Here is a 13,259-nt window from a genome sequence, read left to right on the forward strand (position 1 = left end):
CCGGATCGCGGGCGTCGAACCGGAAGACGACGAAACCCCACAAGCCGACGCGGACTAGGATTTCACGCTCACCACAGGTGAGGCACCACTCCGGATTACGCGCTCATTTTCAAATGAGGCACCTCGGCTAAAAATTCAAAGGCATATTCTGTCTACCTGCTGTTCCGATTTGTCTGTTCCCTGGCGGTTTCTATGTCCACAGTGCTTTCCATCGTGTACCACCTGGAGGTGGTGCAGCTGGATGCTTTCCAGCTTGTCCTGGTAGGGACGGTTCTGGAGACCTCCTGCTTTCTGTTCGAGATGCCCACCGGTGTGGTGGCGGATTTGTATAGCCGTCGGCGCTCGGTGCTGATTGGAATGTTCCTCTACGGCCTGGGCTTTCTGATGGAGGGTGCGCTACCGTGGTTCGCGCCGGTTCTGCTGGCCCAGGTTGTCTGGGGTTGCGGTGATACCTTCATCACCGGCGCTCTGGAGGCGTGGATTGCCTCGGAGGAAGAGGACAAACCCATAGACAAGGTGTTCCTGCGGGGCAGTCAAATGGGGCAAATCGGCGGCGTTCTGGGCGTGGTGCTGGGCACACTGCTGGGAAACATAAACCTGCAAATGCCTATCATCTTGGGGGGCAGTTTGTGCTTGTTGTTGGGGCTGGTGATGGTTCGCATCATGCCAGAAACCAACTTCTCCCCTGCTATTGAGGAACGGCAGGGCTTGCTTAAAGACTTTGTCTGCCTGTTCAAGCTCAACCTGGGCTTTGTGAAAGGCGCACCTGTGTTGCTGGCGCTCTTAGCAATCACACTATGCGGGGGACTTGCCAGTGAAGGCTTTGACCGGCTCTCCACCGCTCATTTTCTGGATGACACGGTAATACCCGTTATCGGGCCGCTGAACAGCGTCACTTGGTTCGGTGTTATCAGTCTTATCGGCAGCGGCTTAGGTATTCTGGCTTCTCAGTTGCTCATCGCCCGCATGGAGAAAAAAGGGACTGTCAGCCGAACCAGTGTGGCCATGTCCACCAGCGCCGGGTATATCCTGTGCCTGGTTCTCTTCGCGGTGGGGCGGAGCTTTTGGTTCATGTTGTTGGTGTTCCTGCTGGCGGGGCTTATGCGCACCATCAAGGAGCCTGTGCTGGCCGCCTGGATGAACGACCAAGTGGATGAGAAAATGCGCGCCACAGTCTTTTCCACCAGCGGACAGCTGGACTCTTTCGGGCAGATCATCGGCGGGCCTATTGTGGGGCTGGTAGCCCAGCAGGTGTCCATACCCTGGGGGCTGGTCTGTACCGCTTTCCTGCTGTTGCCCGCGCTGTTCTTAGTGCCGGTGGCGGGAAAGAAGCGGGATTGATATGGCATAGTTAAGTTTACTGACGAGCGGGAGATTACTTCCGCTCGTCTTCATTTAGTAGCGCAAAATTTGAGGACTCTTTATTTCCTTATTCGGTATAGCGGAGGCGGCTGTCAATTCGACATAATTTTCTTGTGATACTTTACCGTACATGAGCATTGACTCACGGCATATTGGGTGCTCTTCCAACTGTGTTTTGTTGGGTTTGGCAAACACTGTACCTATATCGATGTCTTATTCATTGTGCTGTTTTGATGAAGTCTTCGGCGAGTTGGTTGACGATCTGGTTGCGATGCTGGGCGACGATGCGCTGGTAGTGCTTTATGGCGACCTTCTCGCTGACGTGGCCGAGTTCATCCATGACCTCCCTCAGGGTGCCGCCCTTGAGCATGAGCAGGGTCGCATGGCTCGCTCTCAAGGATTGGAAGGTCAGATCGGGTCGGCCGGCTTTCTCCCTGGCTTTGCGGAACTGGGCTTCCAAAGTGGTCTGGCTCATCACCGAGGCTCGTCTGGGGCGGAAGACCATGGCTTCCTGGTCCGTCCATTCGCAGTGTCTGAGCAGATGGTCGTGAATCAGGGGAACGAGCCCGTCGGGGATGGGTACGGTGCGTCGGCTGGAGTCGGTCTTGGTCCTGGCGATGCGTGTCGAACCGCAATCCGTATAGCCCCTGTTGACGGAATGGCGCACGGTCAGGCGTTTGGCCTTCAGGTCGATGTCCTTGACCTGCAGGCCGCACAGCTCGCCGCAACGGAGGCCTCCGACGAGCGTGGCGAGTATCACCGCCAGTCTCGTGTAGTCGGGCATGTTCTCCGCGATCAGTTTGAGTTCCAGCGGCGTGACCGGCGGAACGTCCTCCCTGGCGGATCGCGGTGCGGGTGGTATGGGCAGAATGAACGGGTTATCACGGATCAGCGGCGGGGAGCCGTCCATGCCCATCTTCGTGGCGCTGGCGAACGCCGCCTTCAGACGCATGCATGAGCGACGGAACGCCCATTGCCCCTCGGGGTGCGGCGCATCGTACCAGCGTTTGATGTCCTTCGGCGTGATCTCGGTCAGGAGCTTGCCCTTGAAGCCCGGCATGAAGTGCGCGATGTCGAGATACAGGTTCCGGCGCGTGCCGCCGGCTATCCTCTCGCCGTTCGGCAGCCGGTATCCCTCCGCCCACCGGGCCACGTAATCCTCGAACGAGATAAGGCTCGCGCGCTTCCTGCGACGGCGTTCGGACGGATGGACCCATTCCTGGATGTTCTTGCGGTCCAGTTCCACCAGATGCCGTTCCTTTTCGAGCCACTGATGCGCCTCATGCTCCATGTCCGGCTTGAACTGACGCTGGACCTTCTTGCCCGGGCGCTTCGGGTCCGGGTAGCGCACCTGCCAGGCGATGAGATTGCCCGCGGCGTCGTAGCGCGGCGTCACGGTGCCGAACCTGCTCCGCCGCTCCGGCGACGGCCCCATACTGTCCTTCTTCGTCCTTGCGGACATGATGATGCTCCTTGTGCTGAATCCAGGATCGATGGCACGCATAACGGCCTCGGAAAAATGCCACCAAAAATGCCACCAAGTGGCCGAATGGGCTCTCGGCGAACCATTGCACCTAAAAATGCACCTACGGCACCTTAGGCATTGCAATCATTGGGGTTTAGGATGATTCGATCACTCGTCACAGGTCGTTTCGACCATCAGCCGCATGAAGATGACGCTAAGGAGCAACACCGCTCGCGTGTCTACCGGAAGGAAGCGGGAATCGTTGCTATACTTAAGATTCAGATTGATAATAAGTAAATATACATTTGAAGGATTTGCCGTTTGCGCTTGAGGCAATTGCCTTTCGTATCCCCCTCTCTGGGGGTACGATGGCTGACTGCCACGAAAAGCGCTGAAACTCAATGGTTTCGGCGCTTTTCTGTTTCTTGCCGGAAGCCGTTTTGGTACCGTTTTGGTACCGTCCTGATGCATCCTGACTCTGTCGCCAAGTTATAGGGATGGGACTATGCCACCTCGATGGGCATCTGTACGGCGCAACAATTCCGGGAAATGAACGGCGCTTTCCGAGAATAGTTGCACTGGAACGTTGCCAGCGCAACTATTCTCGGACGAATGGGGTGTTTTCCGAGAAAAGTTGCACTGGCGCCGGCTTAGCGCAACTATTCCGGGAACAGTGGGCTGTTTTCCGAGAATAGTTGCGCTAATAATCGGCTTACCCCTCGAACGGGTAACGCAGGCCCCACTTGCCACGCAGCACGTCCATCAGTTCCATGATGCGCAACGTGTCGGAGTGCGGCATTTCGGCGCATTCGCCCAGTCCATCGAGAATCGCATTCGCCGCGGCCGCCACCTCGTATTCGTAACCGGTCAGCTGCTCCGGCACGTCGTAGTGCGCGAGAGGCAGATGATCCAGCCCGTACACGTCGACCGCCTCGACGTTGTTGATGTTCCGGCACACGATGTACCCGCGCTCGCCCCAGATATAGCCGCCGCGGTCGGACGCGGCCAGCATGGACGACTGCGCCGACGCCATCACGCCGTTCGCATAGTAGATCGTCGTGGCATTCTGCGCGTCCACGCCCGTCTCATACGGCATCATCGACGTCTCCACCCGGTCGATCGCCACGTCGCCATGCCCGCCCATCACCATGTCGATGAAGTTCAGCGGATACACGCCGACGTCGAGCAGCGCACCGCCGGCCAGCGCCGGATCGGTCATACGAGCCTTGCCGGCCACCGGATAGCACAGGTTCGCCGCGATCGACTGCACCTCGCCGATCACGCCGGACGCCACCACGTCGTCGATGATCGCGCGCGACGGCATGTACCGCGTCCAGATCGCCTCCGTGCACAGCAGTCCCGTCTCGTCGGCCACGGCCAGTAGGTCACGCGCCTGCGCCGTGTTCGCGGTGAACGATTTCTCCACCAGCACGTTTTTGCCCGCCCGCAGACACGCGATGCCCTGCTCGGCGTGCAGGCTGTGCGGCGTGGCGATGTACACGAGATCCACGTCCGGGTCGGCCAGCAGCTCGTCATAGGAGCCGTACGACACCGGGAACCCGTACTTGGCGGCGAACGCGGCGGCGCGCTCCCCGTCGCGGGCGGCCACCGCGTACGGCTCGACCAGCCCGGCATAGCGCGGGTCGGCGGCCATCTTCACCAGCGTCTCGGCCATGTGGATCGCGATGCGGCCCGCGCCGAGAATCGCCACCTTCACCTTCAGTCCCTGCGCCTCGGCCTCGGCCCGGCGTCCGTTCAGTCGGCTCATCGTTCCTCCTTGAATCGTGTTGTTGCATGTGATGGAATCGCAAACAGTACCATTCTAGAATCCGCACGGGTAATAATGGAATCTCGTGAACAGTCAATCCAAGCGAACAGCCGGTCAGTCGTCCGATCGAACGGCCAAGCGTGCGCCCCGACAGTCCGGCCGATCCGGTTGGTCCGGTCGCGGCCGGTCCACCCAACCCGAACGGTACGAACGCGGCACGCGCAGCTACACCATGTCGCACATCCGCGGCAAGGACACGAAGATCGAGGTGCTCGTGCGCAGCTACCTGTTCCGCCACGGACTGCGCTTTCGCAAGAACGACAAACGCTACCCCGGCCATCCGGACGTCGTATTGCCGAAATACCGCACCATCGTGTTCGTCAACGGCTGTTTCTGGCACATGCACGAGGGCTGTGCGAAGCATTCCATGCCCAAGTCGAACGTCGAATTCTGGAGTGCGAAGCTCGTGCGCAACCACGACCGCGACGTGCGGCAGCATGCCGAACTGCGGGCGGCCGGCTGGAAGGTGATCGTCGTGTGGGAGTGCGAGCTGGCGAAACCGGTGCGCGAGGAGCGGTTGGCGCGGTTGGTGCGCGAGATTACGGGAGCGGCCGGCGGCGGGTCGACTGGTGATGCGGCTGGCGGCGGGTCTGCTGACGGCGATGTGACGGCGATGGATGACGGTGACGTGCCGCTTGGCGGAACGACGGATGACGGCGATGCGACGGCCGGCAGCGGCGCGACGGCTGACGGCGTGGACGATTCGACCGATCCGCGGCCGTCGGAAACGGGCATAATCGGCACGATCGACGCGCACGACACTAGAATCGGGAACGGAAACGAACGAAAGGAAGCGTGATATGGCAGACAGGCAGCCGGTGATGGCGCAGCGGGCGCGCGAGGCGCAGCCGTTCCGCGCGATGGTGTTCGGCGAGAAGGCCGACAATATGATCGCGAACGGCGTCGATGTGGTCAAGCTCAGCTTGGGGGAGCCGGACTTCGGTGCGCCGCCGGCCGTGCGCGAGGCGATGCGCGAGCAGTACGACGGCCGTCCGTTGCCGTACACCGCCGCGTTCGGTCTGCCGGAACTGCGCCGTGCGATCGCGGACTTCTACCGGACCAAACACGGCGTCGAGATCGACCCGAAGCGCATCGTGATCACGTCGGGCGGCTCGGCGGCGCTGCTGCTGGCGACCGCGCTGACCGTCGATCCGGGCGACGAGGTGATCATCGCCGACCCGTCGTACCCGTGCAACCGTGAGCTGGTGCGCTCGTTCGGCGGCACCGTGGTGGACGTGCCGACCGGCGCGGCGACCCGATTCCACCTGACACCGGAACTCGTGGACAGCGCGTGGAGCGAGCATACGAAGGCCGTGATGATCACGTCGCCGTCGAACCCGACCGGCACGACGATCGAATTCGACACGCTGAAGGCCGTGTGCGATCTGGCGCGTGAGCGTGGCGCGTGGCGCATCGTGGACGAGACGTATCTTGACCTAGCCGACCGAGAGGCGGACGGCAGCGAGGTGCGGTCCGTGCTGCTCGCCGACCCGGATGCGATCGTATGCAACAGCTTCTCGAAGTTCTTCGGCATGACCGGCTGGCGGCTCGGCTGGGCCGTGATTCCGGAGAACACGATCGAGGCGGTGGACGACCTTGCCACGAACTTCTACCTGTGCGCGCACACGCCCACCCAGCATGCGGCCGTGGCGTGCTTCACGCCCGAAAGCCTTGCGGTATGCGAGGAGCGGCGGCAGGAGCTGCTGGCGCGTCGGCGCATCGTGGTCGACGGGCTGCGCGAGATCGGACTGCCGCTCGAGGTGGAGCCGAACGGCGCGTTCTACGCGTACTTCAACATCTCCTCGACCGGATTGGACGCGTGGACGTTCTGCGAACGTGCGCTGAACGAGGCACATGTGGCGCTCACCCCGGGGCGTGATTTCGGGCCGGCCACGGCCGACACGCATGTGCGCCTGTCGTATGCGGCGTCGCGCGAGGCGCTCGCCGAGGGGCTGCGCCGGCTGGGCGAATTCGTCAAGACGCTGTAGCCGCTCGCATTAGGCGAATCTTGGCTCCCTCAGCCGAGGGAGCCAAGGCTCGCTGCGCTCGCATAGCGGCCGTAACTCAACAGTAGGACGCAGATCCTGTCGGGTTACGGCCGTTTTCGGGCATGAAAAAGGCCGTAACCCGACAGTAGACGTTCGCTACTGTTGAGTTACGGCCTCACGCATAAGGCTGCGGCGAGGAGAACTCACTTGGCCGCGGCGGCCTTCTTGTCGGCGTCGAACGCGTGTTCGCTGGTCGCGTCCTTGGCGGAACCCTTCTCGCCGTTGTCGGAATCCCAGTGGATCTCGTGGCGGTCATCGTGGTTGCGCCACCAGCTGGAGAGGATGGAGCCGGAGATGTTGTGCCACACGGAGAAGAACGTGGACGGCACGGCCGCGATCGGGTTGGAGGCGAACGAGGTCAGCGCCAGGGTCGCGCCCAGCGCGGAGTCCTGCATGCCCACCTCGAAGGTGATGGCCTTCTGCTGCGCGTAACGGAAGCCCTTCGGGTAGATCTTGTACATGAGCTTGGAGAAGCCGAAGCCCAGCGCGTAGCCGGAGAGGTTGTGCAGGATGACGACCGGGATGGCCATGAGCGAGGAGGCGACGAACAGCTTCGAACCGTTGACCGCGACGACCACGCCGATGATGAGCAGGATGGCGACCTGGGAGACGATCGGCAGGGCGACGGTGATGGTCTCGATCTTCTTGCCGAAGATCATGTGGCAGATCACGCCGAGGGCGATCGGGAAGAGCACGACCTTGACGGCGTTGAGGAACAGGGACTCGACCGGCACGGTCACATACTGGGAGGCCAACCACTGCATCAGCAGCGGGATCATGAACGGCGCGCACAGGGTCGACAGGATGCCGATCGACACGTCGAGCGCCACGTCGCCGCGCGACAGGTAGCTCATCACGTTGGAGGAGGTGCCGGACGGGCAGCAGCCGACGAGGATCACGCCGACGGCCAGCGGGCCGTCGAGGCGGAAGATCCAGCACAGCAGCACGGCGATGAGCGGCATGATCACGAAGTGCGCGATCGTGCCGACGATGACCATGAGCGGCTGGGTGAGGATTCGCTTGAAGTCGTCGAGCGTCAGCGTCAGGCCCATGCCGAACAGCACGATGCCGAGCATGTAGCCGGTGTACGGCTTGCCCCACAGGCTTGCCTGCGGCACGAAGTAGTTGAACACGGCCCACACGACCACGATCGCCGTGAACCACTTGGTCAGCCAATCGGCGAATTTCTTCACGTTTTCCATCGAAAATCTCTCTCTTAATACAACTGTGGAATACGTTGTCCGTTTTGCGGATGTACCCGAACATCGTAAGAGTCTGCGTCCGATTGTTCTCGCGCGTCTCACGTTGTGAACGTTGTGTTAAGGATCGTGTTACGTAATGGTGTCGTGGTGAACGATTTAGATTGATGGCGCGGATACCGTGCGTACCGGCAACGTGATGACGTCGCTGGCGGCGTATGGGTCACCGTCCGGCGACGAACCGGCGCGAATCTGGTCGAGTAGGTTGCGTGCTGCGGCCTGGCCGAGTGCCTGAGGATCCTGCTCAAGCAGATAGATGCCGTCCCGCACGTATTGCGACCATTGCCAGTCGTCGAAACTGACCAAGCCAATGTCGTCGGGGAACGTGATGTCCAGCGTGCGCAATGCGGCGAGCAAGTCGAACAGCAATGGTCCCATCAGTGAGATGACGACGGTGCGGCCATGCAGATGACCGAGCGTCACCGACAGTTCGCGCGTCAGCCAGTCGACGTCGTTGGAGGCGACCTCGATGTGAACCATGAACCGGTGGCTTTCCTCGGCGGCCGCGCGGAAGCCTTCGACTCGTTTGGTCTGCGCGGAGATCTCGCTGCGGATGCGGCTGCAGACGACGATGTTGTCGTACCCGCGTTGCGCGAGTTCGAGTCCGAGCCGATGACAGGATTCGCTGTTGTCGGCGACGATCTGGCTGATACCGGCGGGGCGTTCGTCGGGCTCGCGGTCGACGAGCACGAGCGGCTTGCGCGCACTGATGACGGATTCGTATGCGGCGGCGGTCCTTGCGTTCGGTTGGATGATCAGTCCGTCGGCACGTTGCGAGAGCAGTCGGTCGATGTCATCGTGCTCTTCGCCGAGCGAATTGTTCGAGTTCATGAGCATGACGTCGTAGCCGGCCGGTTCCAGCTCGTTGTAGATTCCCTTGAAGAGCAGCGACGAGAAGACGTTCGAGATGTCGGCGACGATGACGCCGACGATATGCGTGTGCTGTTGGCGCATGCGCTGCGCGGATGCGTTGGGATGGTAGTCGAGCCGTTCGATGGTCTCCTGGACGCGTGTTCTGGTGGCGGCGCTCATCTTGCCGTAGTTGCCGTTGAGGTAGCGCGAGACGGTGGTCACGGACACCTGCGATTCGCGGGCGATGTCGGCGATGGTCACCTTGGCCATATGCGGTCCTTTCCGTATGGGTTGTGCATGCGCTCCGTATGCCGCATGCTGCGTGGCGCCGTGCGTGTCGGCGGTGCGACACTCCGACGGACGCCAGTGAATCCGCCGTTTTCCGATCGTCGAGGAAAACGATACACCATCCGACTTGACTTCGTCAATCGTCGGTCATATGCTTTGGGGTATCGATACACCACGGCGAACGTCAGCGGTTGACGTAAGCTAGGGGCAACGATATACCTAACTGCAACACATCGGCATCGGCTGCGATGAACGTTGGGAAACCGAACCCAACCGGCACGCCGAACCTCCATCATCGACGAGGAGCAATGATCATGGAAGAGTTTTCGATTCACACCTTCGAACTGACCGACAAAGTCGTGCTTATCACCGGCGGCGCCAGCGGTCTGGGCGAGTATTACACGCAGGCCGTGAGCAAGGTCGGCGCCGACGTGTTCGTCGTCGCCAACGAGCAGCGTGGCTGGGAGGAGACCCGTAAGGCGGTCGAGGCGAACGGCCGCCGCGTGGTCTTCATGCAGCAGGACATCACCGAGCCCGGTGCCGCCAAGAAGATCGTGGACAAGGCGCTCGAGGAATTCGGCCGCATCGACGTGCTCATCAACAACGCCGGCATGCAGCGTCGCCACGACCTCGTCGATTTTCCGGACGAAGACTGGCAGGCCGTGATCAACCTCAACCTCAACGCGCTGTACTATCTGTCGCATGAGGTCGCCAAGGTCATGATCAAGCAGAACCGCGGCAAGATCGTGAACATCGGATCCATGCAGTCCTACCGAGCCGGCAAGTTCATCTACCCGTACGCCGCCAGCAAGCACGCCGTGATGGGCCTGACCCGCGCCTACGCCGACGCGCTCGCTCCGTACAACATCCAGGTCAACGGCCTCGCCCCCGGCTACATCAACACGCCGATGACCAAGGCCTTGCAGGAGGACCCGGTCCGCAGCGTCGAGATCCGCGAACACATTCCGGCCGGTCACTGGGCCGAACCGCGCGAGCTGATGGGCGCGATGGTGTTCCTGTGCTCCGATGCGTCCAACTACATCAATGGCGTCATGCTGCCGGTCGACGGCGGCTACCTGCTGCGTTAATCTGCAGCGATCGAAACGTCAACGGATAAGGAAGTCCCATGCCATTGCTCATCGTGGCCTGCGCCGTCGCAGTGCTTATTTTCCTGATCGTCAAGGTCAAGCTCAACACGTTCGTCTCGCTGATCATCACCGCGTTCCTCACCGCGCTGGTACTGCAGATCCCGGTCGACAAGATCCCCTCCACCATTGAGACCGGCATCGGCGGCCAGCTTGGCCACCTCGCCATTATCTTCGGTTTCGGATCGATGCTCGGCAAGCTCGTCTCGGATTCGGGCGGCGGGCACCGCATCGCCATGACGCTGATCAACCGCTTTGGCCGCAAACACATCCAGATCGCGGTGGTCGTCGCGTCGTTCATCGTCGGCATCGCGCTGTTCTTCGAGGTCGGTCTGGTCGTGCTGCTGCCGATCATCTTCGTCATTGCGCGTGAGCTCGACATGCCGCTCATGTTCCTCGGCATCCCGATGGCGATCACGCTCAACGTGGCGCATGCGTTCCTGCCGCCGCACCCCGCTCCGACCGCCATCACCGAAACGCTCGGCGCGAACATGGGCCATGTGCTGCTGTTCGGCATCATCGTGTCCATCCCGACCGTGATCGTTGCCGGTCCACTGTTCAACATGCTGCTGCACCGCATCAAGCCGGGCCTGTACCGCAAGAACTTCGACATCGCCGTGCTTGGCGAGTTCAAGGAGTTCTCCGAGGATGAAACCCCGGGGTTCGGCATCTCCGTGCTCACCTCCATGATGCCGGTGCTGCTCATCGCCGTCGCCACCGTCTGCTCGTTCACGCTGCCGAAGGACGCCCTCGTCAACGAGGTGATCCAGGCGATCGGTGCGCCGGATACCGCCATGCTGCTGTCGATGTTGTTCGCCGTGTGGAGCATGGGCTTCGCTCGCGGCAAGAAGATGCCTGAAATCGCGCAGTCGATGACCGAGTCGGTCAAGCAGATCGCCATGATGCTGCTCATCATCGGTGGTGGCGGCGCATTCAAGCAGGTGCTGGTCGATGGCGGCATCTCCGATTATGTCTCCACGCTGTTCCAGAACATCAACATGCCGCCGCTGATCGCCGCATGGCTCGTCGCCGCCGTGCTGCGCGTCTGCCTCGGTTCGGCCACCGTCGCCTCGCTGACCGCGGCCGGACTGGTTGCGCCGCTCATGACGATGACCACCGTGAACCCCGCGCTCATGGTGCTGGCGGTCGGGGCCGGATCGGTGATCGCCGACCATGTCAACGATGCCGGATTCTGGATGATCAAGGAGTACTTCGGACTGTCGCTGAAGGAGACGTTCATGTCGTGGACGACCGCGACGACGGTTATGTCGGTGATGGGCCTGGTCTCCGTGCTCGGCCTGTCGCTGTTCGTCTGAACGGCCGCCGTATCGGCTTGGTCGGTTCGGTCGTGCCGCTTGGATCGGCCGGTCGCATCGGTCGGATCAATTGGATCGGCCGGTCGCATGCGGCGGAGACGGCAGTCTTCGGTCGCATGCGGCCGTTGCCGGTTTTTGCCGTGGGCATGGCCGATTGGTGCGGCCGGGTTATAGACTGATCTATGGAATATGTATGCCAAATATTCGAAAGGATAACAATGTCCGCTGAAGCAAACGTCGGCGTTGTCGGTCTTGCCGCGATGGGTGCCAGCCTCGCCCGCAACCTCGCACGCCACGGCAACAAGGTGGCCGTGTTCAACCGCCACTACTCGCGCACCGAGAAGCTCATCGCCGAGCACGGTGACGAAGGCCAGTTCTTCCCGGCCAAGACGATGGCCGAGTTCGTGGACTCGCTGAAGAAGCCGCGCACCGCGATCATCATGGTCAAGGCCGGCGAACCGACCGACGACATGATCAACCAGCTCGCCGATCTCATGGAGCCGGGCGACATCATCGTGGACGCGGGCAACGCCCACTTCCCGGACACGATCCGTCGCGAGAAGGCCATCTCCGCGCGCGGCATGCACTTCGTCGGCTGTGGCGTCTCCGGCGGCGAGGAAGGCGCGCTGCTCGGACCGTCCATGATGCCCGGCGGCTCCGAGGAGTCCTGGCAGACCTTGAAGCCGATCTTTGAGTCGATCGCGGCGAAGGCCGAGGGCGAGCCGTGCGTCACGCACATCGGCGAGAACGGCGCCGGCCACTTCGTCAAGATGGTGCACAACGGCATCGAATACTCCGACATGCAGCTCATCTCCGAAAGCTACGATCTGATGCGTCGTGCGCTGGGCATGACCCCGACCGAGATCGGCGACGTGTTCGAGGAGTGGAACAAGACCGAGCTGAACTCGTACCTGATCGAGATCACCGCGGACGTGCTGCACCAGGTCGACAAGAAGACCGGCAAGCCGCTTGTCGACGTGATCGTCGACCACGCCGGCATGAAGGGCACCGGTACGTGGACCGTGCAGTCCGCGCTTGACCTGGCCGTGCCGGTGACCGGCATCGCCGAGGCCGTGTTCGCCCGTGGCCTGTCCGGCCAGAGCGAGCTGCGCGCCGAGGCCCAGAAGCAGGCGTTCGAGGGCCCGGAAGGCGTGGTGCCGATGGATTCCGCCGAGAAGGCCGCGTTCATCAACGACATCCGCGAGGCGCTGTACGCGTCCAAGATCGTCGCGTACGCGCAGGGCTTCAACGAGATCACCGAGGCCGCAAAGGTGTACGACTGGAAGATCGATCTGGCCGCGGTGGCGCGTATCTGGCGCGGCGGCTGCATCATCCGCGCGAAGTTCCTCAACCGCATCTCCGATGCGTTCGAGTCCGGCGAGGCCAACGTCTCCCTGCTGTTCGCGCCGTACTTCAAGGATGCGATCGAGACCGCGCAGACCTCGTGGCGTCGCGTCGTGACCCGCGCGATCTCCTTCGGCGTGCCGGTTCCGGTGTTCGCCTCCTCGCTCGAGTACTTCGACGGCCTGCGCTCGAAGCGTCTGCCTGCCGCCCTGATCCAGGGCCAGCGCGACTACTTCGGTGCCCACACCTACCAGCGCGTCGACATGCCGGGTGCATTCCACACGCTCTGGGCCACTAAGGATCGCGAAGAGATCGAAGCCTGATCGCTTCTGATCTGATATAGATAGTGGCG

9 protein-coding genes and 1 pseudogene are annotated in these 13,259 nt (G+C 61.8%); 6 read left to right on the top strand and 4 right to left on the bottom strand.

Translation table 11 applies throughout. The features are described from left to right. Positions 1-156 precede the first annotated feature (156 nt). Positions 157-1,341 carry a tetracycline efflux MFS transporter Tet(40) gene (gene tet(40) / locus KIH76_RS08390; RefSeq protein ID WP_033495414.1) on the top strand — a complete coding sequence of 395 codons (1,185 nt, stop codon included), beginning with the start codon at positions 157-159 and terminating at the stop codon, positions 1,339-1,341. Between the two features lie 238 nt (positions 1,342-1,579). On the opposite strand, the gene KIH76_RS08395 is transcribed toward tet(40), so the two are convergent. Both KIH76_RS08395 and KIH76_RS08400 read right to left on the bottom strand, forming a co-directional pair. Next, complete coding sequence (locus tag KIH76_RS08395; protein ID WP_219070320.1) at positions 1,580-2,824, bottom strand: tyrosine-type recombinase/integrase; 1,245 nt, start codon at positions 2,822-2,824, stop codon at positions 1,580-1,582. Between the two features lie 715 nt (positions 2,825-3,539). After that, positions 3,540-4,595: a Gfo/Idh/MocA family protein gene (locus KIH76_RS08400; protein ID WP_219070321.1), complete on the bottom strand. Its 1,056-nt coding sequence runs from the start codon at positions 4,593-4,595 to the stop codon at positions 3,540-3,542. Positions 4,596-4,680: 85 nt separating this feature from the next. On the opposite strand from KIH76_RS08400, the pseudogene KIH76_RS08405 reads away from it, so the two are divergent. Both KIH76_RS08405 and KIH76_RS08410 read left to right on the top strand, forming a co-directional pair. Continuing rightward, positions 4,681-5,196, top strand: a pseudogene (locus tag KIH76_RS08405) (very short patch repair endonuclease); the annotation flags it as partial. A 259-nt stretch (positions 5,197-5,455) separates the two neighbouring features. Then, entirely contained in the window at positions 5,456-6,643 is a 1,188-nt protein-coding gene (locus KIH76_RS08410; RefSeq protein ID WP_219070322.1) for a pyridoxal phosphate-dependent aminotransferase, read from the top strand. Between the two features lie 203 nt (positions 6,644-6,846). Here KIH76_RS08410 and KIH76_RS08415 read toward each other — a convergent pair whose 3' ends face one another. Both KIH76_RS08415 and KIH76_RS08420 read right to left on the bottom strand, forming a co-directional pair. After that, the gene (locus tag KIH76_RS08415) at positions 6,847-7,905 is read right to left on the bottom strand and encodes a bile acid:sodium symporter family protein (protein ID WP_214372376.1); all 1,059 of its coding nucleotides are present in this window, start codon (positions 7,903-7,905) and stop codon (positions 6,847-6,849) included. Between the two features lie 156 nt (positions 7,906-8,061). Beyond that, complete coding sequence (locus KIH76_RS08420; RefSeq protein WP_214372375.1) at positions 8,062-9,084, bottom strand: LacI family DNA-binding transcriptional regulator; 1,023 nt, start codon at positions 9,082-9,084, stop codon at positions 8,062-8,064. Positions 9,085-9,416: 332 nt separating this feature from the next. Here KIH76_RS08420 and KIH76_RS08425 point away from each other — a divergent pair, with 332 nt between their 5' ends. The 3 genes from KIH76_RS08425 to gndA all read left to right on the top strand — a co-directional run bounded on the left by KIH76_RS08425 (position 9,417) and on the right by gndA (position 13,230). After that, entirely contained in the window at positions 9,417-10,190 is a 774-nt protein-coding gene (locus KIH76_RS08425) for an SDR family NAD(P)-dependent oxidoreductase (protein ID WP_214372374.1), read from the top strand. Positions 10,191-10,228: 38 nt separating this feature from the next. Next, the gene (locus KIH76_RS08430; RefSeq protein ID WP_163231809.1) at positions 10,229-11,563 is read left to right on the top strand and encodes a gluconate:H+ symporter; all 1,335 of its coding nucleotides are present in this window, start codon (positions 10,229-10,231) and stop codon (positions 11,561-11,563) included. A gap of 218 nt (positions 11,564-11,781) precedes the next feature. Next, positions 11,782-13,230 (top strand): NADP-dependent phosphogluconate dehydrogenase, encoded by a 1,449-nt coding sequence (gndA, locus tag KIH76_RS08435; protein ID WP_219070323.1) that lies wholly within the window; start codon positions 11,782-11,784, stop codon positions 13,228-13,230. The last annotated feature ends 29 nt before the right edge of the window (positions 13,231-13,259 follow it).

Origin of the sequence: Bifidobacterium simiiventris, assembly GCF_019331715.1 — a bacterium.
Lineage (GTDB): Bacteria > Actinomycetota > Actinomycetes > Actinomycetales > Bifidobacteriaceae > Bifidobacterium > Bifidobacterium simiiventris.